18 protein-coding genes and 1 riboswitch are annotated in these 26,757 nt (G+C 51.0%); of the genes, 4 read left to right on the top strand and 14 right to left on the bottom strand.

Annotated features, from left to right (window positions below; translation table 11 throughout):
• Positions 1-16: 16 nt before the first annotated feature.
• The 6 genes from AC3B6F_RS10395 to AC3B6F_RS10370 all read right to left on the bottom strand — a co-directional run bounded on the left by AC3B6F_RS10395 (position 17) and on the right by AC3B6F_RS10370 (position 7,138).
• Positions 17-1,477 carry a c-type cytochrome gene (locus AC3B6F_RS10395; protein ID WP_489824513.1) on the bottom strand — a complete coding sequence of 487 codons (1,461 nt, stop codon included), beginning with the start codon at positions 1,475-1,477 and terminating at the stop codon, positions 17-19.
• 18 nt (positions 1,478-1,495) lie between these two features.
• Positions 1,496-2,047, bottom strand: coding sequence for a sorbitol dehydrogenase family protein (locus AC3B6F_RS10390; RefSeq protein WP_282859295.1), 552 nt, complete (start codon positions 2,045-2,047; stop codon positions 1,496-1,498).
• A gap of 412 nt (positions 2,048-2,459) precedes the next feature.
• On the bottom strand, positions 2,460-4,115 hold the full coding sequence (locus AC3B6F_RS10385) for a TolC family protein (RefSeq protein ID WP_489824299.1): 1,656 nt from the start codon (positions 4,113-4,115) through the stop codon (positions 2,460-2,462).
• Positions 4,115-5,947 (bottom strand): FUSC family protein, encoded by a 1,833-nt coding sequence (locus AC3B6F_RS10380; protein WP_489824298.1) that lies wholly within the window; start codon positions 5,945-5,947, stop codon positions 4,115-4,117. The genes AC3B6F_RS10385 and AC3B6F_RS10380 overlap by 1 nt, the downstream gene beginning before the upstream one ends.
• Positions 5,928-6,977 (bottom strand): multidrug transporter subunit MdtN, encoded by a 1,050-nt coding sequence (gene mdtN, locus AC3B6F_RS10375; protein ID WP_489824512.1) that lies wholly within the window; start codon positions 6,975-6,977, stop codon positions 5,928-5,930. The genes AC3B6F_RS10380 and mdtN overlap by 20 nt, the downstream gene beginning before the upstream one ends.
• A 2-nt stretch (positions 6,978-6,979) precedes the next feature.
• A complete protein-coding gene (locus AC3B6F_RS10370) occupies positions 6,980-7,138 on the bottom strand; it encodes a hypothetical protein (RefSeq protein ID WP_489824297.1) in 159 nt (52 codons plus the stop codon).
• A gap of 419 nt (positions 7,139-7,557) precedes the next feature.
• Between AC3B6F_RS10370 and AC3B6F_RS10365 the strand changes: the two genes are divergently transcribed.
• Positions 7,558-9,912 carry a TonB-dependent receptor gene (locus tag AC3B6F_RS10365; RefSeq protein ID WP_489824296.1) on the top strand — a complete coding sequence of 785 codons (2,355 nt, stop codon included), beginning with the start codon at positions 7,558-7,560 and terminating at the stop codon, positions 9,910-9,912.
• A gap of 70 nt (positions 9,913-9,982) precedes the next feature.
• On the opposite strand, the gene AC3B6F_RS10360 is transcribed toward AC3B6F_RS10365, so the two are convergent.
• The 3 genes from AC3B6F_RS10360 to ybaK all read right to left on the bottom strand — a co-directional run bounded on the left by AC3B6F_RS10360 (position 9,983) and on the right by ybaK (position 12,937).
• On the bottom strand, positions 9,983-11,101 hold the full coding sequence (locus AC3B6F_RS10360; RefSeq protein ID WP_489824295.1) for an SMP-30/gluconolactonase/LRE family protein: 1,119 nt from the start codon (positions 11,099-11,101) through the stop codon (positions 9,983-9,985).
• 128 nt (positions 11,102-11,229) lie between these two features.
• Positions 11,230-12,474 (bottom strand): DUF2075 domain-containing protein, encoded by a 1,245-nt coding sequence (locus tag AC3B6F_RS10355; protein ID WP_489824294.1) that lies wholly within the window; start codon positions 12,472-12,474, stop codon positions 11,230-11,232.
• Positions 12,458-12,937 carry a Cys-tRNA(Pro) deacylase gene (ybaK, locus tag AC3B6F_RS10350; protein WP_489824293.1) on the bottom strand — a complete coding sequence of 160 codons (480 nt, stop codon included), beginning with the start codon at positions 12,935-12,937 and terminating at the stop codon, positions 12,458-12,460. The genes AC3B6F_RS10355 and ybaK overlap by 17 nt, the downstream gene beginning before the upstream one ends.
• 717 nt (positions 12,938-13,654) lie before the next feature.
• Between ybaK and AC3B6F_RS10345 the strand changes: the two genes are divergently transcribed.
• Both AC3B6F_RS10345 and AC3B6F_RS10340 read left to right on the top strand, forming a co-directional pair.
• Positions 13,655-16,069: a TonB-dependent receptor gene (locus AC3B6F_RS10345; RefSeq protein ID WP_489824292.1), complete on the top strand. Its 2,415-nt coding sequence runs from the start codon at positions 13,655-13,657 to the stop codon at positions 16,067-16,069.
• Positions 16,070-16,157: 88 nt separating this feature from the next.
• A riboswitch (Fluoride riboswitch) is annotated at positions 16,158-16,239 on the top strand.
• Positions 16,240-16,254: 15 nt separating this feature from the next.
• Positions 16,255-17,589 carry a voltage-gated chloride channel family protein gene (locus AC3B6F_RS10340; protein ID WP_489824291.1) on the top strand — a complete coding sequence of 445 codons (1,335 nt, stop codon included), beginning with the start codon at positions 16,255-16,257 and terminating at the stop codon, positions 17,587-17,589.
• A 2-nt stretch (positions 17,590-17,591) separates the two neighbouring features.
• On the opposite strand, the gene AC3B6F_RS10335 is transcribed toward AC3B6F_RS10340, so the two are convergent.
• From AC3B6F_RS10335 to AC3B6F_RS10320, 4 genes are read right to left on the bottom strand one after another with little or no spacing between them, the layout of a single operon-like run.
• Complete coding sequence (locus AC3B6F_RS10335) at positions 17,592-17,879, bottom strand: DUF3325 family protein (RefSeq protein ID WP_023941903.1); 288 nt, start codon at positions 17,877-17,879, stop codon at positions 17,592-17,594.
• Positions 17,876-19,336 (bottom strand): PepSY-associated TM helix domain-containing protein, encoded by a 1,461-nt coding sequence (locus tag AC3B6F_RS10330; protein WP_023941905.1) that lies wholly within the window; start codon positions 19,334-19,336, stop codon positions 17,876-17,878. Before AC3B6F_RS10330 ends, AC3B6F_RS10335 begins: the two co-directional genes overlap by 4 nt.
• Positions 19,333-19,602, bottom strand: a complete 270-nt coding sequence (locus AC3B6F_RS10325; RefSeq protein WP_489824290.1) for a hypothetical protein — start codon at positions 19,600-19,602, stop codon at positions 19,333-19,335. The genes AC3B6F_RS10330 and AC3B6F_RS10325 overlap by 4 nt, the downstream gene beginning before the upstream one ends.
• A 10-nt stretch (positions 19,603-19,612) precedes the next feature.
• Entirely contained in the window at positions 19,613-21,820 is a 2,208-nt protein-coding gene (locus tag AC3B6F_RS10320; RefSeq protein ID WP_489824511.1) for a TonB-dependent siderophore receptor, read from the bottom strand.
• A 330-nt stretch (positions 21,821-22,150) separates the two neighbouring features.
• Here AC3B6F_RS10320 and shc point away from each other — a divergent pair, with 330 nt between their 5' ends.
• Complete coding sequence (shc, locus tag AC3B6F_RS10315) at positions 22,151-24,178, top strand: squalene--hopene cyclase (protein ID WP_489824289.1); 2,028 nt, start codon at positions 22,151-22,153, stop codon at positions 24,176-24,178.
• A 189-nt stretch (positions 24,179-24,367) separates the two neighbouring features.
• Here the strand turns inward: shc and AC3B6F_RS10310 are convergent, their stop codons facing one another.
• The gene (locus AC3B6F_RS10310) at positions 24,368-26,644 is read right to left on the bottom strand and encodes a TonB-dependent receptor (RefSeq protein ID WP_489824510.1); all 2,277 of its coding nucleotides are present in this window, start codon (positions 26,642-26,644) and stop codon (positions 24,368-24,370) included.
• Between the last annotated feature and the right edge of the window lie 113 nt (positions 26,645-26,757).

Genomic DNA, 26,757 nt, shown 5'->3' with positions numbered 1-26,757 from the left:
GACCCTTGAATCTTATTTAAGCGGAACGCTTTTTGCGACGGCTGATCAGCCACCACAGGCCGCCTACCACCAGAATGGCTCCCAAGATGCCACCAGTTCCGAGAAGCAGCATCACGCCCGGGCTGGCGAGCCTGGCGAGAGGAACCTGTTTCCCGCCCGCCCGCACCTGTTTGACCGCATCTGCCGAGACCGTGGCCTGGGCATTGCCAAAGTGACTTAAAACGTAGTCCGCGATTGTGGCGATCTGCTCATCTGTCAGGGGCTGTACGAGAGAGTCTGGACCAAAAGCCGGCATCAGGATTTCGTGGTTATCCGTTGTGCGGTCCACACCGTAAAGAATACTGGCGATCAGATCATTTGGATTGAGCTGTCCGGTCGTCGTATTTCCTACGAGGGACGGATAATAACCGTCTTTGGACCCTTTACCGTCAGATTGGTGGCAACTGGCGCACACAGCCTCGTAGAGCGCAGCACCATCGGTTGTTTTTGTCAGAGTACTATTGCTGCGACGGGAGTTAGCGTCAGCAACACTGTAACTGGATGGGCGGCCGGCATGCCCAAAATTAGCGACTGTTTGACCGCTTTCTGCCTTTGCTGGAACCGAACGCAGATATGTAACTATGGCAGAAATATCGGCATCCGGAAGATATTGTAGGCTATGCTCGATTGCTTCTGCCATTGGTCCTGCTGCACGAGCATGTGCGGTTTTTCCAGTCTTCAGATATTGGAAGAGATCCTGATCCGACCAACTGCCAATACCGCTTTGAGGGTCATTGGTAATATTTGGCGCACGCCATGATCCTATGTCCGCACCAGCAAGATAAGCGGACTGATTAGGAGCCAGAAAAAAGTTACGGGGTGTATGACATTCACCGCAATGGGCGAGTTCATCGACCAGGTAGCGACCACGATTCCAGTCGTCATTGTGCGTATGATCAAAGACATAGGGTTTGCCTTCGATCCTTGCCGCAATTTTCCAAATACCGAGTGATGCACGAATTGAAAACGGGAAGGGGAGTTGCGTCTTGGGGGAAGGTGCATCTACGGGTTTTACTTCAGTCATTATGTAAGCGTAGAGCGATTTGACGTCTTCATCCGTCAGACGATTGTAAGCGTCATAAGGCATGGCGGGATACAGTTGCGCACCATCGGCGCGAATACCGTGCCGGAGAGCCTTAGAAAACTGCTCCAGTGTATAGTTTCCGATACCATGCGTCTTCGACGGCGTAATATTGGTTGAATAGATATTCCCCATTGGGGAAGAAATGGCATAACCACCAGCAAGAAATTGACCGTCCCGCCCATTGGTATGGCAGGCCGCACAATCGGCGGCAATTGCCAGATAATGACCGCGGCTGATGGAGGGGCGATGCGCTGAAACGGGTGTTGGTTCTGTCGGTTGCGCCCGTACGTTCGTCCCTGCGAGAAGCAGAACGGTTGTCATGGCTGTGGCGGACAGAGGGCGAAAATATCGCATAATCACGGAATAAAGTCCTTAAAATGCCGGCATGACATCGACGGATGCGGGTTCCGAGACCCAATAATTGGGTCCGTTATGAGCATATGTCGGAATGACCACGACATCGCGGGACGGCTGATACATGAGTGCTTTTTCGAAGGCGTAAACTTTAGCGTTTGTTCCACTCTCAACAACGCCTGAATACCAGCCTCGGATAATTTGAAGGAGTGTAGAATGCAGAGGATCATCTTTTATGGCTGCATCCAGTGCTTCAACATCCTGATAATTATTTTTAGTAATATGTTCGCGGAGAGCCTTTATTTGAGCAGAAAAATCATGCTTCTGAGCTTCAAATGCCAAGAGAAGTGCTGATCCGATATTGAGATCCAGATTTTTGTGACCGGTGGCAAAAGCAGAAAGCTGCATAAAATCCGAAATGCTATCGCGATTTGATGCCACAACGTCCTGAGTAGATCCTTTCGATGGTGTTCCAATTGCTGCGACTGTTAGGCAGGCACCGGAAAAAGCCAGAAGCTTTCTACGCGAAAGAAAGATTTGAACAGGGCCGGAATCAGCTATTTTTTCCAATGGCCTTCTCCTGAAGACATAATTTGATATGCGTGTGCCTCTTCATTCAAAATTTTCACGAATAACAGAAATGACTATTTTTTGTTTGGAATAACGCGATGGTGATTTTTTGTTTTGTTACTGGTAACGTTTCCGAGATAGTTATTATAAAATAATATATTCATATTTTTTGTTGATAAAAATTATCTCTAGTTGAGAAATTCCTTAAAAAAATTATTTTTAACTTATTTTAGTTTTATTAATTACTATTATTATCTTGAATTAATATATCTTATAATATCTGTATCGTTAAAGAAAAATAAGAAATTTATTCTCTAAAGAATGTCATCAAGAAATAATTTTGAAATCACATCATGTATTTCCATCGAGGTCTGGGGCGGCTCGCTTTGTTTAGGCAGATACCGGACGCAGTCTACAGTCCTTCATTTTGACTCAAGGATCCGGTCCCAAAAGCAAGGCTGGCCGCTGCGATCAAGGCTGCATAATACGCATCCGAGTGACTGAGCATCGCATCCAGATAAGCATTTTGCGAGATGCTGACTTGGGTCATTGATCCTACGCCACTCTGATACGCTGCTGTGGATGCCTTGAAACCCGTCATTGCAGCTGTCTCGAGCTTGTCGGATGCAGCATAGGCACTTAGGCTTGTATGCAGTGCATTTTCCGCAGCCACGATCTGCTTCACCGAACTATCGACTGTCTGTTGTACTGTGGCTTCCGCACTGTCTGATTGGTCTTCTGCCTGCTTGAGGAGGGCCATTCGTGTCCCACCATCAAAAATGGGTACGGTAATTCCACCCAGGATCAGGCTGCTGAATGCATTACTCGAAAGATTGAGGGTGGGAGGTGCTTCGCTTCCAACGCCTGGTACAGAGGAAAGTGCAAGTCGGCCTGTGGTATAGGCGACGTTCCCGGTCATGAAGATTTTCGGAAGGAACTCGCTTTTGGCGGCCTGAACTCTGCTTTTGGCGGCTTTGGCATGAGCATATGCCGCCAGAACATCTGGGCGACGTGAAACAGCCTGCTGGACGAGGGCATCCGTTAATCGAATATCGTTCAGACCCAGAGGGCGCCCGGAAATATCCAGCGTCTCAAGTTTTGTGTTGGGCGAAAGCCCGATGGCATTCAGAAGCTCCAGTGCAGTATTCTGCTCGTCGCCTTCTGCTTGAACAAGTCTGAGCTCAGTTTGAGCTGTTGCCTGGCGCGCCTGGGTAACATCGACAATAGTTCCTTGACCCTGATGTAACCTGGCAGTCGCGGCTGCTTCAACGAAGCGAGCATTATCTTGTGCTTTGTGCAGCAGAGCAACGCGGTTTTGTGCAGCAGCATGCGTGTAATAGGCGGTCGTAACGTTATAGATGATCTTCTGGTGGGCTGCAGTGAAGAGGATATTGGTCGCAATCTGTGATTGCTCTGTGGCTGCGATGATCGCTTCACGTTTTCCGAAGTCGAACAAAAGCCATTCCAGACCAAGGGTCTGAATTTCACCGGCTCCCGATCTATTATTGCGGATTCCTCCCAAGGCGCTGTTCAGGCCGTTCAAACCTGAATTGATAGCGTCTCCTGCAAGGCCCCCATTACTGATGGAAGGGCTGGCACCATCATTACGACTGTGATTGTAGCCTCCAACGACAGTTGCTGTCAGGCGGGGAAGATAGGTGCTCTTCGTGATGCCGACAGCCAAAGCGGCATCACGGGCAAGGTTCCAGGCGCGTCGTGTTTCAGGATTGGAGGACTGCGCAATATCAATCAGTTCAGACAGGGAATAGGCATGCCCCGTTTGGAAACTCAACTCGGAAGCTGGTGGCCGAACATGAATTTTCTCATTGGAAGGAAGGGTATATCCCGCTGGAACAGTCAGTGTGTGCGAACTTGGTTTTCCGGGTACCAATTCTCCCCCCACTGCGACATTAGGCTGCCAGGGACGATCAGGGCGGCCTGGAGCCGTATCGAGAGCTTGCGTAGCACAGCCAGACAACAGCAACGGCGTCAATAAAAACCAGAGGCGGCTAGAGGGCGGTCTGGAAGACGATACGAACTGTGAGGAAGTTTGGGTGGAATAGGTCATCAGATAATCGGTTTCAGTCGTGCTATGCGATCGAGAAGGTCAGTTTTCTCACAAGTGACGAGCAGTTCTTCAGTGAGGTTTGCCGTATCATCGAGAGCCTCTCTGGCAGCCCGAAGGCGTGGCTTGTCTGCGCGCATATGGAGCGGCTCGGACATGGCATACTCAAGTGTTCGCTCGCTTTCAGCCAATGCTGCCTGACTGCTGATAGCAGCCTGGATTTTATCCTGAACGGCTTGTACCTTACCTTGGTTCTTTAGGCACTCCGCCAACTTTCGAAGGCTGGACCCGAGATGGTCATAGGCACTCGAAGGCCAGAAACTGGTGAACATCATATACGTGATAAAATTCCCAAGCATGATACCGACAATGCGGTCTCGTGCGGTGGCCATGTCAGCGGTTGGGCCATAGCCTTTCAAATCCGTTAGATAAAAGGCCAGACCGATCTGAAAACCAGCATAGGCAATCCGTTCATCTCCTGTCTTGATCCACGCGGCAAGCAGGGAAATGACGAAAACCAATATCAGAAAACCAGTGATGTCATTCAGATGCGGCATGATCGTGATGATGGAGATAATTCCCAAAGAACCTCCCATCAGAGCGCCTGTAATTCGTAATGTCAGCTTTGAAATCATTTCGCCCATCGTAGGAAGTGCTACGATGAAGCAGGTGATGATACAGGTATGGATACCGGGCCAGTCCAGTACTTTGAAGGTCAGATAGCTTAGCATCACCGCAGCGGTCCCTTTCACTGCGAAACGGACATGATCAGGGTTGCTAAAAGCATCTTCTGTAAAAAAGCCGGATTTTTTCGACTTGGATGGCGTTTCATTGTAAGCGGCAGATGGGGTTGTAAAATTCGGCAGAAGATTGGCCATCGCTTCTAGAATGGGTTGCTCGGGCTTTATGACAGGTCTTTGAATATTTGTAGGATAATCGCCGTCTGAAAAAATATCCGCCATGCTTTCAAGAGTTTTTAAAAGACAACTGGACGGTTCTTCTCTCAGGGATGTTCGGCTCGCATGATCGGCAAGTGCCAGAATGGCAAAACTGTTGCTGGCAGCCTGTTTCAGGCAAGCCAGATCATGGGTAGACCAGATTTTTTCAAGTGCAGCCATTCTGGCAGACTTCATCATCCCTGTCGTACCGTCTCTAAGCAGAGCAGTAGCCCGTTCACGTGTCTGGAGGCTAGGGTTCTGAAGAAGAGAGGCGGCCATGTGGAGCCGGGCAGCGATGTCGTCTGTCAGGATTTTTTTTGGGGATGGGCAAATCAGAAGGCCAAGTACGATCATGACAGCCCCGGGGATGGCCAGAAACAAATCCGTATAAAGGAGTGCGCGTGTTACGATTTCTCCTACGGGAACCTGATCGATCGCCACCAATCCGTAAACTGTAATCAGACCCAGCATATAGGCTACGGGTTTGAGTTTGCTGGCTGACCCCAGGAAAAAGAAACTGAATGACAACAGGGCAATAACGATTACCAGTCCCATGGGATGATCAAGCGTCACGCGGACCAGACCGTAGATGACCAGAAGCAGGATGAGGATGAGCACATTGACGGCGATCCCGGCTACTGCATTGGTGACGCGGTCTTTCTGCCAGAGTGCCATTGTTACGAGAGCCGGAACTGCCAGTTCGGGTACCTGCCAGATTTCTCCAATCAGAACGGTCGTCGTGCAGGCTGCGGCCATACGAAGGGCATATCCAAGGCGCCCAGGCGATTGATCGCAGATTAGTCGCCAGATCCGGGCCATGGTCAGTCCTGGCATCATCTGTGTGTTGGGAGGGGGAGAGGGCGCGCTCGCCGCCGTATCAGGGACAGGCTGCGCCATGTCGGATCTCCACAGTCGCTGTAGCGCCGAGCCTTAGAAGATGTGGATTTGTTTTTTCCAACCTGATACGGACCGGGAAGCGCTGGGCGACGTGAACCCAGTCCATCTGACGCGGGACAACAGGTAACGATCGGGCAATCCCAGCAGAGTCTACGGACAGAACACCCCAGCCAATACTCTCGATATGTCCTCTTAGGGGAATATGTCGATCAATCATGGAATAAACGGTCACGCAGTCATCAATCTGCACGGAAGAAAGATTGATTTCACGAATATTGGCAGTCGCGTACCATTCATCATCGGAAATCAGCGTGAAAAGAACCTGGGATGGCGCGAGAACTTCGCCTTCTTTGACGCGCAGACTAGTGACATACCCATCGGTTGGGGCACTCACGACGGTCTGACGAAGTTCGTATCTGGCATGATCGAGAGCTGCCTGGCTAGCATCCCGTGCAGCAAGAGAGCTTTTCAGATTTCCAATTGCCGTTGTTGCCGCAGTTGATTGGTTTTGTGACTGCGAAAGTGAGACTTCAGCGTCATGCAATGCGACACGGGCCTGATCATACTGCTGCCATGGAATATAAGATTGTCCCGCAAGTGGTTTTAGTCGCTCAACTGTACGTGCGGCCAGATCGCGGTTGGTTCTGGCACGAACGACCTGATCTTCCGCTGTAGCTGCGTTCGATGTCTTGATACTGAGTAGGCGTGTCTGGTTTTCAACTTCCGCATTGGCGAGATCCAGATTGGCCTGAGCCTGTCGGACGATCAGTTCGTAAGGTTCCGGATCGAGCTGATAAAGGACTTCGCCTTTATGGACATGCTGATTGACCGAAACGTGCAAGTCCTTCAACCGGCCGCCAACTGTAGAGGCGATATGGACCACTTCTGCATCAATGCTCGCGCTGTCGGAGGAAGGGTGAGTGCTGTCTTCGTGTGAGACATGGATGCCAAACAAAAGAGCCGCGCTCACACAGAGAACTGCAATGATGATACCAATTGGCTTTGTATGAGAGATACGAGTGCGCTGCATCATCAGGGACCAAACACCAGCGTCCACACCGTCAGCGCAGCGATGACGCCCAGAGCCACATAAGTAAAAAGCCGAAAGCTGAGACTGGCATCAATTCCGGTTAGAAGAAATACCACTCGCAATCCCACAGCGACTGCCACACCAATAAGCCCACAGACCATCCAGCCTGGAAAGTATGCACCGGCTACAGGAAAAGAGGGGGCTCCCTGAAAGGAACACCCTTCACTTGCAAGTAAAGAAAAATATGGGATGAAAAAACGCAGCCGAATATATCTCATGGTCAATGTCAGAGCTTTCTGCGTTTGAAAAACGAGAGAGCAAATCTATCACATTCCTTTTCAAACGCTACTACGTCGGCATGGTAGTCAATCAATTTTCGTCATTTGAAGTGTCTTTTGGATCATCAGAGATGAAGAGATTGGGAAGACCTCTGCGTGAGGGGCACATCCCGATAGCGTAGTTGAACCTAGGGAAAATCCAGTGCAATTCTGGCTGTAAAAATTTTTGTTGCGAATGATTATCACTAAAACTATATGGGTGTCATGTTGTGAAACATCAGCTCACATAAAAGAGGTTTTTGGTGACAAATTCATTGCGTACGCACATCACGTCTCTTTCCATTGCTGGTACTCTTTTAATGTCTTCGCAGGGTTATGCTGCAGCGCCTGAGACACACGGTCAAAAGCCAGATCGAAAACCTGACACATCAACGCGGCATTCAAAGGAGACTGCGGATATTGAAGGGTCAGATGTCGAACATCTGACAGTGCAGGGACATGGTTTTAACACCATGCATCAGGCTCTTGGGCTTTCCCGCATGCCGCAGGATGTGATGCATACGCCGCAGAACATCAATGTTGTGCCGCAAGCTTTGATGCAGCAGCAGAATGTCAAATCTCTTGATGAGGCTCTGAGGAATGTGCCGGGTGTGACTACGTCCATCGGTGAAGGTGCTGGTGGAATGAACGGGGATCAGTTTCTGATCCGTGGATTTCAGGCACAGAATGATATTTACGAAGATGGCCTGAGAGATTTCGGCGTTTATTCGCGTGATTTATTCAACTTTGAAAGTGTGTCTGTCATCAAGGGGCCATCTTCCGAAGTCTTCGGAAATGGGACGACAGGCGGCGCGATTAATATGGTGACCAAGACGCCTGGCTTGCAAAATCATTATAATGCTGATTTTTCCGGAGGGTCAGGAAGTTATTACCGTGGCACCCTGGATGTGAATCAGAAAATCAATGATTCTACTGCTTTCCGGATTACTGGGATGGGGGATGAACATAACGTTGTAGGGCGGGATTATATCTTCTCCCATCGCTGGGGGGTTGCTCCGTCCCTTGCATTCGGTATTGGAAAAAGAACGACGCTGGTTCTTCAATACATGCATCAGCAGGAAAATTCTGTTCCTGATTTCGGTGTTCCCGTCGTTACGAAGCCGGGAGCGAAATATGGCCAGCCCATCACGGAATATGGCATCCGTCGTACGAACTGGTACGGCACCGATAACGATCAGAACGCCACAAATGCCAACATGGAAACCGCACGCTTCAGCTTTAAGCTGAACAAACACATCACGTTTTACGATGATTTGCGGGGAGGAGAATATTTCCGCTCGTTTGCAGCCTCGAAAGCGACCTGTGACACGACTTGCGTGAATAATTACTTCAATGGAGATGCATCAAAGGCTCTTGTTGCGCGCTCTGGTCCTAGCGGGGCGGGAAATGGCACCGGAGCAGGAACATACATGGCGCCTTTGCCATATGAGCAGACGAGTTGGTCGGTACAGAATGTCGGCTCTATGGTTGCGGACTTCCATACTGGCTTTCTTCGGCATCAGATTGTGACAGGATTTGATATCGAGCGTGTTAATGATGTTCGATCACAGTCGACTTATCTGAAACCAAAACCCTATGCGAGCCTTGTGAACCCCAATCCGCATGTGGGTAATCTTGAACTGGTTCCGGGAGACCTGAACCCTGGAGGACTGGTCTCTCTGGGTTCTTTGGGCGCAAAGTCTCATAGTAATGGATATGGGTTTGATACGGGTCTGTTCTTTTTCGATCAGGTCTGGTTCACCAAGTGGCTCTCTGTGAAAGGTGGTTTCCGCTGGGACCGCTGGCAGACGAGCTACAATCTGACTGGCGGAAACGTCGCCAAAAATCCCGATCAACACTTTCATGATGTCACGGGCGTTTTTAACCCTAATGCAAGTCTTGTCATCACGCCGGATGCGCATCAGACGTATTACTTTACATGGGCTAATTCGACGACCCCTATGGGCATGTATGTGACCAATGGGTCTGTACCGATCCGGCCAGGAACCAACTCCTTTGCGAGCCCGGAAAAAGCCCAGCTTTACGAACTCGGTGCCAAGTACAGTATTTTGCATGACCGTTTGGGTCTGACAGCATCGCTGTTCCGGCTGGACAAGGGGAATGCATTGAATGCTGATCCTGTGACCGGCGAAATTCAGGGCTCTTCTGATCGGCAGCGCAATCAGGGCCTGGAGCTTTCTGTCGGAGGTGTCATTCTACCAGGATGGAATATCTCTGCGACCTATGCTCTTTACGACAGTAGTACGACGTATTCTGCCACCAAGGCGAACCGCGGCAAGAATGTTCAGTATGTGCCGCATAATCAGGCGACACTCTGGTCAGCATATAGTGCTTTCCCGAACAAACCTTACAACCTAACAATGGGTGGAGGACTGACATGGCGTGAGCATGTCTGGCTAAATGCAGCCAATACCTTGCGCGCTCCGGCAAATCTGGATTTCAGTGCCATGATTTCCCATCGATTTAACCAGCATTGGAAAGTTTCCATGAATGGCTACAATCTGGCAAATAGACTGAATTACCAGAGTCTTTTCTCAAACCGAGCAACGCCGTCTGCAGGACGTATGTTCCTGGGTGAAGTTAGCGTCGCATACTGAGAGAATATTTTCTAAGTAATAATAAACCCACGATTATGCACGCGTGGGTTTATTATTTTATTTCATATAATTATTGTGGAAGTGTGATTTTAACTACGATGTAGGGTAATTCCTGCATATCTTTCCCATTGTGGAAATCTGGCAGTCGTGCCCACTGGCCGATTGTTGAGTACAGGCCATCCTTTCCGTAAGTCAGACCATCAGGCTCGATCATGCGGGGATCATGTGCGATTACGGAGAGTGTTCCATCCGGGGCATGCCTTAAAATGGCGTGACGTTCGTCGTCAGTGATGTAAAGCGAGCCGTCTGGCCCCGTTGCCATACCATCGCCCATGCCTGTTTCGCCTTCATCATGGACGGAAGCTTCTATCCGCTTTTCTGTCGCGGTACGATCAGAGAGCACGGAAGTTGGGGCTGAATAGAGCCTACGGCTGGTCTGTGGCTGCCAGTAAAGTGTCTGTTGGTCCGGGCTGATACCGATCCCGTTTGCTCCACCTTGGGGCATCTGGGCATGATTGGCATCATAACGCGCAGCACGACCATCCATAACTGCGACGAAGCCCGTTTCCGGCATCACAGGTTTCGTATCGGCCAGAATGCGACGCTGTCTTCCCGAAGCGAGATCCACAACAATCAAGGCGGGGTGAACGCCGGTAGAGGTATCGGTAATGAAGGCTGTACCTACTTTACCGTGGGTCAGATCAATCCGTACGTCGTTGACGTGGCTGTCTGGTAGTAGGGTTGGCGCAGAAAGTGAGAGGACGTTCAAGATGGTGTTAGTGCCCGGGTCGATCTCGAACAATTTCTGTGCTCCAGGAACCGTTCCCTGTCCAGCCAACATTCCCTCATCCAGAACCCACAGATGACCTCTCGTGTCTAAAGTCATGCCCAGGGGGGAAACAAAGCGATCCTGAGTTGCTGCATCTGGGAAAGGGGTCAAATGTCCGTCTGCATAGGTGGCCAGACGTGGCCCGGAGTGATCTTTGACGCTGCGAGGGAAGCCCAGGACCAGGCGGCCATCTGGTAATGCAGCAATCCCGGAAGGCTGAGCCTCCTGAAAACGCCCAATGATCTCGACATTACCTGACGAGATAGAGCCTTTGTCAATAGTGTCAGCTGCATATGCGCTGTAACAAAGAAAGGACGCACTAAAAAATGCGGCAAGAGCAAATGGGGACTTGAACGTCATAACGGGATCTCCTTGCATGATTTGAGCGGCGTACAGAAGAATAGCAAGTCAATCATTCTTGAGCGCTAAACATTATTGGGTAACCAGGACTGAACGCACGTGATGGTGAACTGTTCTGTCAGGAATCTTCAATTGTCTAAAAGTCGTTTCCGGAGAGCAGGATCATGTGCGTAGAGATAAAGTCCTTTCATCCCGCGTGTCAGGAGAACATTCAAAGCATTCAAAATGATATGTTGTTTCGCCTCATCAGGAGCTTCTATGCCTTCACGTCCCTGAAATGCCGCACTATCCTCATAACGCGACGGATTAACACGAATTCTGTCGGTTGTGTCATCGTAGACCAGGGAAGGCCCCAGAATGACGCCAGCGTAGTTCAGGTCGAAGCCTTGAATGGTATAAACGGAGCCGACTTCATCAATGGTGTCCGGGCGCTCTGCCCAAGGCAGTTTCTCTTCTGGCTTGGAGCGGTCCCAGCGCAGGCGGAAATCTCCTTCTTCAATGAAATGGTCTTTGCCGTCTAAACGGTAGGGATAGTCGTAGGTCGATAGCAGTCGGCAGAGACCGACTTCCCGGTTGCGAGCCTGCAGATCTTCGTAAAGCTTTGCGCAGTCGTCATAGACGCGTAGGTCAAACTTCTGATCCCGGGGGCGGGGCAAGAGGTGGCCCTTTGTCAGCGCATCAAGCCAATGTCTGATTGCAGGCCCTGCTTCAATCCGGAATTGAGTAGTCAGATGCAGGGTTCGGGTCAAACGACCTTGGCAGAACTGATCCAGTAGGGCGCTGGACCAATGACTTTTGAATTTTAGAACCTGGGATGGATCAAAAACGATAATAACCACCCGAGCCAGATCCAGGATTTCTTCCAGATGATTCTGTTGTTTAAAATGGTTGTAGCGATCTGGCCGGGTAAGAAGCAGGTGGGCCTCGTCGACCAGCACGATATCTGCTTTGGTCTCAGCTTTATGGTGGCGATTAATAAATGTTGTAGGGCGTTCGAAATCCGCTTTTTTAAGCGCCGGCATGTCTGCCGCGATATTGCGGTAGAGTTTCAGCATTTCGGGATGGTTAACCAGAAGCGCATTGCGCGTACCATTGAGTGGATCGGCAGAATTTTTGGAACGCGCTCGTGTCTGAATGTTATTAAAAATAGCATTCAGCACAACGCTCTTGCCGGTGCCCGCCGCGCCTTCAATGACGAGAAGTGCACTTCGGTCGTGCAAGTGTTCAGAGCAGAATGTCAGGACTTCCTGGACAAGAGTGCTCTGTTCCTTGGACAGAGAACGACACGGAGAGAGCTTTGATGTCGCTGTGTTTGCGTACGAGGGCAGTGCTTCCCGAATGAACTCGTTCTGTTGGTTAGTCAGCCGCGACATCGGCAACTCTGGCGTCTGTAATGCGCTGGGCGTCTTGTGGGGAGATGCGTACAACGAAGCCTTGATGGCCCGCATTGATATAGACATATGTCTGGTTTATCGCATCCTGCGACAAAACAACGGGAATGGGCGTGAGTTGCCCGAAGGGACTGGTCCCGCCGGATTGGTATCCTGTCAGTTCATGAGCTTTTTCAGGAGGCATCATGCGAGCGTTTCGCCCACCGAAAAGTGCTGCAACCTTCTTGAGATTTAACTTTTGGTGTGCGGGTGCCACCACGCAAGCGGGTTGTTTTTTGTCAATTTCAACAACCAGGGTTTTCAGAACGCTCGCTGGATCAGCACCAATTGCGTCTGCAGCCTGCATTCCGATCAAGCCGCCGTTTGGGTTATATTCGTAGTTGTGCAGACTGAATGGAATATTTTGTTTTTCAAGAAAAAGGGTAGCGCCGGTTTCGCGGGTCATATGTGATCTCCCATTTTGTCGCGAAGCATTCCCGACAGGAGCCGTCAGCAAGAGCATGACTGAAAGAAAACATGTCCTGTTGACCACTGAAGCAGAAGGACGGGTGCTTCTATGTCTATCCTCGCCTTACGCACAGGGAGGTTGGATATGGTGTATGAACGCTTTAGACAAGCGTCGCAATATTTGCTCTATGACGACCGTGCATAAATGGTCCTTTACGTTTTTAGGGCGGATAACTTTGGGGTGGCCAAGAGTTTTTCGCCCTTGGCGACGCCAAGCCAGCCACTTGTTAGGCATTTGAAATCTAAAAGCTCCTCCTCAGGGGAAGGAGGGCACAAAAGCATGGCATAATTTGTTGCACAAATCGGGCGATTTTCATGATTTTCTTTCGTCGTTCCGCGCGCATAACAAGACGGATATCTGAAAAAAATCACCAGAGGGATAGTCTTGAAAATTAAGTGTTCTCTTATATGCAACGATGTGGTGCATTTTATAGGTATGTAAATATTTCAAATCATACACAAATACTTATAGATTTATTTTGGAAATAATTAAATATATTACAATATATAAAATAATATTTTGCGACAAAAAAGTCACATTAAAAGATTATGAATGAAATGATTTAGAATAAATGTCATATATTTTCTTTGTCTGACTTGTCATGGGTGCTGTTATAAATATTTTCTGCGCAACAGACGACATATCTGAGGACGGATGAAGATGAAAACTGGTGCCAGACGCCTTATATTGCTAACAGCTACCGTGCTGGCTGGGGTATTTTGTGATGGAAGCGGCCATGCTGCTTCGCAGTCCCGTGGCAACCATCCTGCTGCAACGGGTGGTTCGCAGGTGAAGGCACATGGTCGGGTGCCGGTGAAGATCATGCATCCGCGTACTTCCGTTAATGCGCAGGATGCGGAAGCCATTTCCGTTCGTGTGTCGCGTCAGGCCCTGAATGGTGGTGGTGGCATGATGCGCCGGGAAATCGCGCCTCATTCCGTTCAGACGGTTACGAAGCAGTATATTGAGATGCAAAGCCCCGCCAGCACGGCGCTCGACATGATCAAGAACCTGCCGAGCGTCACGGTTTCGACTGTCGATAGTTCGGGTATTCTGGGAGGCAAGATCAACAGCCGCAGCCTGACAGATTCAGATATGGGCATTCTTCTGAATGGTGTGCCGGTTGCCACGGCATATTATCTGAATCAGAACGTCGATACAGAGAACGTCAACATGATTTCGGTCACACCGGGGTCATCTGCCATTGATCTGCCTGTGACGTCTGCGGCTGCTGGCATCATGGACTCTCAGACCATGACTCCGTCTCACAAGTTTGGCGGTCTGATGGACTTCTCATACGGGACCAACAACCTATCCCGTGAGTTCATTCGTGTTGAGAGCGGTGACATCGGCAATTCCGGGATCCGTACGTTTGCATCATTTTCCCATACCCATTCTCGCAACTGGAATGGCCCCGGCACTAACGAGCGCCGTCATCTGGATTTCGGTGCTGCCAAGGACTTTGAGGACGGTTCGTCTGTAAATCTGTTCGTATCGTGGAACCATCAGTTCACAATGGAACCACTCAAGCCTACGGCGAAGCAGTTCTATAACAAGAAAGATGGGCTGGGGACGTATAACTATTCTTCATCTTATGACCCATCCAATCCTTCAAAGTATGGAATGCTGAATGGTAACATGTGGGATCAGGTCTTCGTGACTCTGCCCGTACATCTGCATCTGGCAGAAAAATTCTCTTTCGATTTTAAACCATATTACGTTTATAACGGTGGCTATACTTACAACGGTAGCCTATTTAACGGCTCTGGCCGTAACGCGACGATCGGGCAGGGTGGAAGCAGTATTACGGGAAGTGTCCCGGCCGCATCCTATTACAGCGTGTATCGTCCGCATGCCGGGACTGTTGCCAAGCTGAATTATGATCCTGTCAGTTGGGATCATATGGAACTGGGGTACTGGTTCGACTATCAGGACAACCAGGTCAATAACATGTATTCTGTGCTGCAAAGCAACGGCCGACAGTATTTCCCGTACAACAGTTCCAGAGGAGTGTACGTCAATGGTGAGCGTTACATGCCTTATCAGGGAGATGCGGGCTGGAAAATTCACTCGCTGTTCTTCCAGAATACAGCAAAGCTGCTGAATGACCGCCTGACGTTGAACGGTGGCATCAAGGTTGCCATGATCAATCGCTGGACGGTCAACGGGGCCTCATCAACACCTCGTACGGAGCAGAACCAGGTCGTCCCGCTGCCACAGGTGGGGATCAGCTATCGCATTGATCAGCACAACATGATTTATGTGAATGCTGAGGGTGACTTCCGTATGCCTGATCCGGGATCGCTTGGTCAGGTCTATGACGCGCAGACGGGCGGCTATGTCGGAAATCCTTATAATCCGAAGCCGCAATATTCCATCAAGGAAGAACTCGGATGGCGCTTTGACAATGATTACTTCATGACCGATCTGGAAATGTTCAACTATTCCATCACCAATCGTCTGCTTTCTACGAGCGTTTACATCAACAATCAGGCGATCAGTTCTACGATTAATGCGGGTAATCAGACTGCGCGTGGGGTAGATTTCATGATCTCAGCCCATCCGTGGCATCATTTCAGCCCGTATGTCTCTGTCGAGTACCTGAACGCGACAATGGATTCCAATATCTTGACGACGGGGTCGCTGAATGGCCAGACAGTCAGCGACCTGTTGCCGACGAAGGGCAAGAAGGCCGTTCAGTCTCCGCATGTTCATGCCAGCGCGGGTCTGACCTATGACGATGGGCATTTCTTTGCCAATGGCAGCGTCAGCTATGTCTCGTCCCAGTATGCAACATTCATGAATGACGAGAAGATTCCGGGTTATATCACCGATAATCTGTCGCTCGGTTATCGCTTCAATTCGTTCGGCCGTTTCAAGGCGCCGAAGTTCCAGCTGAACTTCAGCAATCTTGGAGGTGATTTTGTGCGAACTGGTGTCTACAGCCTCGTCTCCAACGCCAAGGCTGCCAAGGGTATTTATGGCAGCACCATCAGTTCCAGTGGTACGCCCACCTACTACCTGTATCCACGCTTCAGCGTAACGGGGAATATTTCCGTCGGGTTCTGATATTAGGTTAAAAAATGGCTTTCTCTATTTTCAGGGAAAGCCATTTTCAGATGATAGGGGTGACATCGTAGGGCGTCATCGCTAGCATCTTCGTAATGGCAATGGATTCTGCCTGACCATTATGGTCGAACCGCTCTCCACGGCGAGATGCTGATGATTCCTGTCAAACCCGCTTCTCTAGAAGCATGACAGGAGAGATGTATCCAATGCGCACGCTTCAGAATTTCCCACGACTTCTTCGGATCGCGTTGCATTGGGGACTGATCCTGGCGCTGTTGGGCGTTAGTGTCGGCTCCGTCTGTGCGCTGTTTCTTTGGCTTCTCGATCAGGCGACGCATTTACGGTTTCTGCATCTGTCTTTGCTCATAGGGCTTCCCGCAGCGGGTGTCGGGGTAGCGCTTCTCTATCAGCGTTACGGTGGCAGGGCTGCGGCGGGTAATAATCTGATTATCGATGAAATTCACAAGCCGGGCGGGGGTGTGCCGTTCTGCATGGCGCCTCTTGTCCTGTTTGGGACGGTCATCAGCCATCTTTTTGGCGCTTCGGTTGGTCGCGAAGGGACGGCTGTTCAGATTGGTGGCAGCTTTGCTGCGGCAATCGGGCGGATGTTCCGCCTCAATGACCGCGCAATGCGCCTCTTTCTGATGGCGGGGATTGCTGCAGGCTTTGGGGCCGTGTTTGGAACCCCGGTCGCGGGTGCCATTTTCGGTCTGGAAGTTCTGACGCTGGGGCGGTTGGACTATGCAGCGCTTCTTCCAGTCGCCGTGGCCTCCATTGTTGCGGACTGGACTTGCCATGCCTGGGGTATTCACCATGCAGCATATCATGTTGGTTTTCGGGGTATTCCGTCTGCCGATGGCACGATGTTCCATGTCGATGCGCTGCTTCTTGTAAAAGTCAGTTTTGCCGCCATGTGCTTTGGTCTTGCCAGTCGGGCTTTTGCCTTGGGTGTTCATCGGCTGGCGGGTATTTTTCAGAAACTCTGCCCGCAGACATGGTTGCGCCCCGCACTGGGTGGAGTTCTGACGATTTTTTTGGTCGGTCTATTGGGAACGCGGGACTATCTCGGTCTTGGCGTGGTGTCTCCTGACATCGACGGCGCCAGCATCATGAATTTTTTCGGCCACGGGTATTATCCCTGGAGCTGGTTCTGGAAGCTGGTCTTCACGCTGGTAGCACTCGCGTCCGGATTTAAGGGCGGGGAAGTTACGCCGCTTTTCTTCATTGGCGCCGGGCTTGGAAATGCGCTGTCGCCGGTACTTGGTGTGCCAGCAGATCTGCTGGCTGGTGTGGGGTTTGTAGCGGTCTTTGCAGGGGCAGCGAATACGCCTCTGGCCTGTACGTTCATGGCCGTTGAGCTCTTCGGGGCAACGGATGTCGTTTACTATGCGGCGGGATGCTTCATTGCCTATCTGGCGTCCGGCCACAGTGGAATTTATCAGGCGCAGCGGATTGGAACGCCCAAGACATCGCTTGCGCTCGAACGCTCAGGAGCGGTTTTGCGGGATCTCAGGAAATGAAACTACCGCGATGACCGCTTGCGGGCATTTAAAGCTGTGCAGATCAATGCCGTGATCAGCACCTCAAGGCTGAGCAGCCCTATCCAGGTTGTCGTGGCAACGATCGGGAAATCGCTGTCATAGAGTTCCAGAAGCAGGCTGAGCGTTAGAAGCGCAAAGCCAGCTGCTTGCAGTCCAAGCCGATAAGAGCCGGGGGGAGATTTTCGGAAGAAAATGCCACCGCCACGAGCTGATCCAGCGGCGAGGAGCAGCATTGCGAATTGCCCGCACAGGAAAGACGGCCCGATCATGTCTGCTTTGCTTTTCCGTTGAGCGCACGGAAGGCGGCGTAACCAAAAGCACCAGAGAAGAACAGGCTCACAAGGGCGGTGCTTTGGGTGACAGGATTGATCCATGGACTGCTCATCACTGCAATTCCAAAGCAGGCCAATGTGCAGGCTGTTAGCATCTCGGGCCATGTGCGTCTGGCAGGGCGCACGAGAGCAAACACCAGTGCCAACCCCCAGACAATGAAAACGCATTGCACTTCATGATCTGCACGGTGCGCAGACATCGGGGGCAATAGTCTGTTGGCCAAAAAGTAGGATGCGAAGGCGAGAGGCGCGCCAGCCAGCACGCCAACGTTCAGACGATCTGTCAGAACATGCCCAAGATGGGGCAGGCGAAGGCGTTTGACAGTCCACAGACGCATCCCACTCCCAATGACGGCGGTCAGCATCAGGCCGGAAATGAAATAGAGCCATCGTGTTACGTCCGGTGTGAAGCGTGCAATGTGTAGCCCATACAGAAACGTGTAGGTGCGAACGGCTGGACGCGTCTCGATGTGCTCTTTCATGAGAAGTCCTGTCGTCCCATCGAACGTCAGGCTGTGAGAAAGGGTACTGATGGTACCGTTATTCCCGGCCATAACTGTGATCAGGGAAGCCGCGTCTGAGGGGTTGTAAATATAGACCTGTGAGATTCCAGCTCCTTTGAAGCGTTTTTCAGCCTCTTGCAGCACAGGGATGATAGGCGTCAGATGACCGGGTTTTCCGCTGGCAGGGCGGGATTCAATGGCTGGATTGAGGTCCGTATAGCCTGCCATGATGTCCTGCTTGTAAACAGCTTGCGGTCCCCATGGCAGTAACATCGTGACAAGAGTGACGGCTCCCGTGAAGGAAATCATCAGGTGGAAAGGAAAAGCGATAACACCCAGAAGATTATGGGCATCCAGCCAGCTTCTCTGTCCCTTGTTTGGACGGAATGTGAAAAAATCTGCGAAGATGCGCCGATGAATGATCAGGCCGGTAATGAGACCTACGACTAAAGCGAGCGCAGCGACGGCAGCGATCAGACGACCATAGGGGTAAGGGAGTTGGAGTTCAAAATGAAAACGATAGAAGAACTCGCCTCCCAGAGTATCACGGATACCGTCCGGGCTGCCGGTGAGAGGGTTCAGGGCTTTCTGGATGTAGCTTCCATCAGGTCGTTCCCAAGTTCCAAAGACATAAGGTGCGCGATGGTTGGGAACGGCAAGATACCAGGCCGGTGATTTGGGTGTTTGATCTGTAAGCCAGGATACTGCACGGGCTGTTGCATCAATGGTTTGCACGGGGGCAGTCGGGAGTTCCGGCCGCATCCAGGTACTGATGCTTTCCCTGAAGACGCTGAGGGTTCCTGACAGTGCGATTGCGAACAGGATCCAGCCTGTGATCAGACCAAGACCTGTATGCAGCCATGCCATGGACGCCCGGAATCTTCCCTTCATGGGCGCCACCCTTTAAGTACTGCCAGACCTATCAGGGCAAGGAGGACAACCACGGTGCCTCCCAAGACTTTGCGTCCGTTAGAAATAGCGAAGCTCATCATGAAAGCGACAGGCCAGATCAAGAGGCCAATCAGCATCCCAATCATGGCGCGTTCGACCCGCAAGCCGGGTAGCCAAAGGGCAATGCAGATCCCGGCGAAAGCCGAGAGTGCATAACCGCCGGGAACGGCTGCCAGAATTCGGCAGGTCAGATCCCAGCGTTTCAACGGCGATGATTTACCAGCTATAGCCAATGGTCGCCTGAGCGTTTCTACGCTCTCCGTAATAGCAGAATTCCTGACCATAGGAGGCATAGCTCAGGCAGTTCGCAACGAAGTTCTTGTCGAACAGGTTGCGGACGCTCGCTGAAGCATTCCAGCCACGAAGAGAGTGCGACATCTTTGAGAGGTCATAGCGGATAGAGGCATCGAAGACGGCGTACTGTGGAACCCAGACGCTGCCATAGTTCGCTTCGCCACCGTAAGACTTGTTTGTGTAACGCATGCCGCCACCGAAACCGAAGCCCTTCAGTGGGCCAGACGGCAGGGTATAGAACGCAAAGAGGGAGGCATTACCACGGCCAGACTGGATGAGTGGCTTGCCAGTAGAATCATCCTTAACCTTCTGGAAGCTGACGGCTGCAGTGAGCATCAGATTTTTGAAAGGTTCGGCGTGCGCTTCAAACTCAAATCCGTCCGAATGAACTTTGCCACTTTCGAGGCTGTATGATGTGTTGGCTACAGCCACAAGGACGTTTGTTTGCTCAATGTGGAAACCGGCCGCACTCAGCAGGATGGACGTTCCCGGAACCTGATACTTCACACCGCCTTCAAGCTGCTTGCCAAGTGATGGATTGGCCTGACGGAGGGTTGCTCCTCCATTGCTGGAAACCAGACCAGACTGTGGCTGGAAGGATGTCGAGTAGCTGATATACGGCGCCAAACCGAAGTTGAAATGGTAGAGACCTGAAGCACGCCAGGTGATCTGGCTCGGACTTTGGCGGGTGTCTGATCCGTAAATATGTTCAACCTGGTGAGAGCGGTACCAGTCGTTCCGAATGCTGCCCGTGAGGATCAGATGCTTCCAGCGAATTTCGTCCTGACCGTAGGCTCCGATCTGATGGGATGTTGTGTTGTAGCTGATGTAGGGGGCCGCAGCGGGGATGGCCATGTAGGAGACTGGGTGGAAAACGTTCAGATCTGGTGCAGAACCATAGAAACCCTGTTCCGAGGCCGTTTGCTGCATGTAGTCAAAGCCAAACATCAGTGAGTGAGTAAGAGGCCCTGTGTGGACACGCCCTTTGAACTGACTGTCGAAAGCCAGATTATGCGTGTGTTCATTCGTCCCGAAAGCAGATCGGGCGAGGAGGCCGTTTGCTTCGTCTGTATAATAACCGCTGTTATAGACGCTGCGGTATTGTGTTTTAATGTCATCGTAGCGGCCGCGTGACGTGAACGACCAGTCCTTGTTAAAGCGATGATTGAAGATATACGTGATAGAACCGTGTTTGCGGTTGAACTTCTCGTAGTTGGCATCACCATCATAGAAATTGCGCGGCAGATAGCCAAAAGATGCGCGCTTGAGAGAGCCAACCAGCGGCACGCCGCCATATGATCCGTTTTCGGGATCGTATTGATAGTTACCAAGAATCGTGAGTGTCGTGGGGCCGTCACCACCAAGAGTAAAGGACGGGCTGATGCTGAAACGGCGGCTTCCTGTCCTGGCAAGCTGTGTATGCTGGCCGTTGACTGTGCCGTTGATACGATATCGGACAAACCCGTTATCCGTTGCAAAGCCACCTACATCTGCGTCTACGCGATACAGATCGAACATGCCGCCAGTCGCATTGACTCCTCCGTAGAATCTCTGGTCCGTCGGAAGTTTACTGGAGAGAGCCGTAAGACCACCAGGGCTCGACTGACCGTAGATTGCGGATGCAGGACCCTTGAGGATCTCAATGCGTTCCAGCCTTGAAGTGTCGGTCTGAGCACTGGCGTAACCCGTGGGACTGTCCTGAAGTTTCAGGCCATCGAGGAATGTCGGGACCATAAACCCACGTAGCAGAAACTGATCATATCGCGTGCCTTCGCCCCCGCGTAAATCAGGCGTAATACCAGCAGCGTACCTAACGGCCTGATTGAGGTTCAGGACCCCTCGAATGTCCATTTCGTTACGGGTGATGACTGTAACGGATTGCGCTGTTTCGACAAGAGGAGTGTCCGTTTTTGTTGCAGACGACGCCACTGTAGAAGGCTTGCGTCCTTGCACACGCAGGCTTTCCACAGCTGTTGCTCGCGTTTCGGACGGGAGGACCTGTCGGGTCTGGGCAGCGGCTTTCACGTTTCCTGTTTGGTCAGGCTGCTTTACGGTCTGATCTGCTGCGAAGGCTTCACTGCCCATGAGCAGGGACAGGGGGATTACATAAACGGCCCTGTTACGATGCATACCCAACATCTTTACTCGCTCCTGCTTGCGTATGGGTCACGGCTCCTATCGGTATTGAGAGTCATTTGCAAGTAGGATTGATTTGGATGCTTCATCCTTGTCAGGAGTGCGGCGGAGAAGCCACACGTTACAGATCCTGTGGCTGCAGAGATCCAAATGATGGCTTTCAGGCAGCATCAAGTGCCGTTTTGTAACCCTCCGAAATTTCTGGACTTAAAAGGTCTGAAATAAATTGTCGCATCTGCAGATATCAGAGGCTGACGTTGTGAGGTAAGACTGATAATAAGCTCCCCGAAACATGATTTTATAGACTATGTGGGTGTTTGGAGAATGAGTGCACCAATACTCAAGGGGATGAGTAACAGTCTGGCTCATACCGTGTCTTGCGCCTGTGACTGGTTGATTGGACAACAAAAAGCAGACGGCCACTGGGTTGGATCAGTTGAATCCAATGCATCCATGGAAGCGGAGTGGTGCCTCGCTCTTTGGTTTCTTGGACTGGAAGATCATCCGCTCCGTCCACGACTGGGGAATGCGCTGCTGGAAATGCAGCGGGATGATGGAGCCTGGGGCGTGTACCTTGGTGCTCAAAGTGGTGACATCAATGCAACGGTAGAGGCTTACGCCGCCTTGCGCTCTCTTGGCTATTCCGCGAACAGCCCTGTGCTTCTCAAGGCCGGTGCGTGGATTTCCGAGAAAGGCGGCCTGAAAAACATCCGTGTTTTCACGCGCTACTGGTTGGCTCTGATTGGCGAGTGGCCATGGGAAAAAACGCCCAATCTTCCGCCTGAGATCATCTGGTTCCCCAATAATTTCGTTTTTTCCATTTATAATTTTGCTCAATGGGCACGCGCAACTCTGGCTCCACTTGCCATTCTGTCCGCACGTCGGCCCAGTCGTCCTTTGCGTCCACAGGACCGTCTGGATGCATTGTTCCCCGAGGGGCGCGAAAAGTTTGATTACACTCTTCCCAAAAAAGACCGGGTGGATCTGTGGTCAAGCTTTTTTAGGACGACTGACAAAGGGTTGCACTGGCTTCAGTCCAGATTTCTCAAGCGTAATACAGTTCGTGAAGCTGCAATTCGCCACATGCTGGAATGGATCATCCGACATCAGGATGCAGATGGCGGATGGGGCGGTATCCAGCCACCATGGGTATACGGCCTAATGGCGCTACATGGAGAGGGTTACCCGTTTCATCATCCTGTCATGGCCAAGGCTCTGGCGGCTCTTGATGATCCGGGATGGCGTTATGACAGGGGAGAAGCATCCTGGATTCAGGCAACGAATAGTCCTGTCTGGGATACCATGCTGGCTCTGATGGCCTTGCATGACGCAAATGCACAGGAGCGCTTTACGCCGGAAATGGACAAGGCGTTGGACTGGCTTCTGAACCGACAGGTGCGCGTCAAGGGAGATTGGTCCATCAAGCTTCCGGATGTCGAACCGGGCGGATGGTCTTTTGAATACGCAAATGATCGGTACCCGGATACCGATGATACGGCTGTCGCCCTGATTGCACTGTCATTCTGCCGCCACAAGGAAGAGTGGAAGCGTAAGGGTGTTGATGAGGCGATTGATCGGGCTGTGAACTGGCTGATCGCCATGCAAAGCTCTTGCGGCGGGTGGGGTGCTTTTGACAAGGATAATAACAAAATCCTGCTCTCCAAAATTCCGTTCTGTGATTTTGGCGAGGCTCTTGATCCGCCGTCTGTTGATGTCACGGCCCATATTCTGGAAGCGTTTGGTCTTCTTGGTTTGTCGCGCGATCTTCCCGTGGTGCAAAAAGCACTTGCGTATGTTCGGTTGGAGCAGGACCCTCAAGGACCGTGGTTTGGCCGATGGGGTGTAAATTACCTGTATGGAACAGGAGCCGTTCTGCCTGCTCTTGCGGCTATTGGGGAAGATATGACGCAGCCTTACATCCTCAAGGCGTGTGAGTGGCTGGTTTCCTGTCAGCAGGATAACGGTGGATGGGGAGAAAGCTGTGCGTCCTATATGGATATTTCATCCATAGGTCGCGGAAGTACAACTGCGTCTCAAACGGCCTGGGCCTTGATGGGACTGATCGCTGTGGGTCGTCCTCAGGACCATGAGGCAATTGCCAAGGGATGCCGGTTTCTGATTGATCGGCAGGAGGCAGACGGAAGCTGGACGGAAGAGGAGTTCACTGGTACCGGCTTTCCGGGCTACGGCGTTGGTCAGACGATCAAACTGGATGACCCAGCTTTGTCAAAGCGTCTGATGCAAGGAGCGGAACTCTCCCGGGCGTTTATGTTGCGTTACGATATGTACCGTCAGTATTTCCCGATCATGGCGCTTGCGCGAGCATCCCGTTTGCTGGCTGAGGACATATGATTTTTTAACCGCCCCCCGAGAAAGAGAGCCATAGCCCTCTTTCTCTTTTGGGGATTGGATTGATCTTGGTTTTTGATAGTTCGTTAGAACTGTACTCGCATGACATGCGATGACAGATGCCTGAATATCTTCTTTTCAACCATCTGTCCCGCAGTAATCGTGATTATATTTTACCTATGAATACCGGTCTTAGAAATCGACGCTTGCGCTGCCACCTACAAAGAAAGGAGCGGCAACATAATATGTGCTGCTGCCCGCTGAAAGCTTTGATCCGTAGACACCGGTTGTCGCTTTCCCATTTGCAGCCGTGCCGTTTACAAAACCGAGATACTGCTTGTTTGTGATGTTTTGAATATTCAGGCGCAGGATCGGGTTTTTGAGAAAACTGAAGTCCTTGAAACGATAGCCTGCGTGAACATCCATTGTTACATAATTTGGAATGGAAGTGTCATTGTTGAATGTCGCATATTGTTTGTCGACATACTTCAGTCCAAAACCGCTGAAGAGGTGGCCATCATCGTAATCGAGGTGGAAGGCGACTTGGAATTTTGGCGTCTGCGGTGCAAATTTTCCTTTACTAAACACGTAATCGCCAGAACTGGATGCCGCTACATTGCTGTCCGTTCTGGCATCTATGTATTCTGCAGAGATATATGGACGGAGATGGTACAAAATCGGTCTTGTTCCGATTTCAAAATCTACGCCATCTGCATGTGAACTTCCGCCGTTAATGCTTTGAGAGTAATAACTTCCGTTAGCCATAACAACTGTCTGGCTGTAAAGACGGTTAGTAAAGTTATAATGGAAGTATGTCAGTGTACTGTTGATCAGATCGCCCTGATAGCGAATTCCGGCTTCTTCGGAAATAGAAATTTCCGGCTTCATGTTTGTATTGGCTTGGGTGCTGTATCCCCTGCCAGACGTATAGGTTCCTGCATCATACAATGATGTATTCATTGGAATACGGAAATTGGTAGTGGAAGACGCAAAAAGCTGGATCTGGTTATTCAGCTTGTAGCGGATGGAAACTGCAGGCAGAGGCTCGTTCCAGGAACCATTAATATAAGAGCCTGTCGATGTATCAGGTAGGAAATTGTGCCCGTTACGCATGACGATGGCATATTTCAGGCCAGCTTCGAGTGTCAGTGTGTTGTTCAGTAGTGACAGGCTGTCATCGATGAACATGGTGTGGATGCGGGTCTGCGTCAGAGTATTCCGATACTGTGCCGTCTGACCGTTCGCGAGAACCATGTTCACGCCGCCACCATAGACATCATAAGGCTCACCCGTTGTCATGTTGACCAGACTATAGGGGGAGGTTTGAATTTGTTTTGAATATTCGAACCAATAACCAACCATCAAACGGTTGATTCCGGTATGGAGCGTTAGCTTCGTTACTGCTCCAGGGCGATAAGTCTGGGTGTTGGAAGGATTATAGAGAAGAATGCTTTTGGTGTTGGAAGAATTATACTGGCCAATCGAGGCAGACATGGTCTGACTGCCGTACTGCTGACTGCTGAGGCTTTCTGAATATGCGCCGCCGCCATTTCCGTTTCCGTACCAGAAATAGGGAGTTTCGGTTAAGGTCAGGTTATCTGTGAGGCGGAATGTAGATGGAGCACTCGCATAAATGTTTGTGAAGGGGTTTTGATGAAGTTTATAGTAATTGGCACTTGGGTTATTTGAATCCCATTTGGATTGATAGGTGTAGTTCACTCCATATTTTTTCCAGTTTGCCAGAGACATGGATGGAAAAAGAGTGCTGTCTGACTGGTTTCCTACGATGGCAAGGGAGACGCGGTTACCGTTGCCCCATTCATTGACCCATTTTGTTTCGCCGTGCAGTTTCTTCTGGCTTCCGGGGCCGCGCCATGAATTTTCATCTGCAGCAGAGAACGAAATATATCCTTTCAGATTGGTATTGCCGATCTTGCCTGTGTCAACGCGAGCAAAGATACGACGAGCATTGTAGCTGCCATACGTGCCGTCAAGGTGACCGCCAAATTTATCTTTCGGATCAAGCAGATACATGTTGACTGAGCCGCCTGATGCGCTGATGTGCGGGCTGTCTAGGTCGGCGGACCCTTGCTCAACGTTAATCGTACGAAGATTCTCAGAATCTACGATTTCTTGAGGATAAACAGCATAGTTACCAATATCGTTGATTGGAAACCCTTCGAGTGTGAAGCCGATCTGGCTGGAATTCAGTCCACGAAGGGTCATATTGCCGCCATTTAATCCGAGCGGATCAACCGATGTTGTATTCACGCCTGGAAGTAGCGCGATAAGTTGCATCGGGTTAACGCCGGGCGTCTGGGTGGCTATGAACTCCTGCGTTACGGTCGAGCGGGATTTTGCAGCATCTTCATGGACCATCAATCCTCCGCCTGGCGCGTTATGGCGGGCACCGTGGACTTGAACAGTTTCTGCTTTTTCAGCATCTGTCGGCGCTGTTGCGCCCATCATTGATGGACCACCGTCCCGATTGATTTGTGCTGTTTTCTTGTGGCTGTGATTACTCACAACCTTACTGCTCGTCCCCGTTGTCTGAGCGGACGCCCAAGAGGCGCTGATCGCCA

It is taken from the genome of Gluconobacter sp. ESL1110 (assembly GCF_058107395.1).
This window is presented reverse-complemented; position numbering and strand designations above follow the sequence as displayed.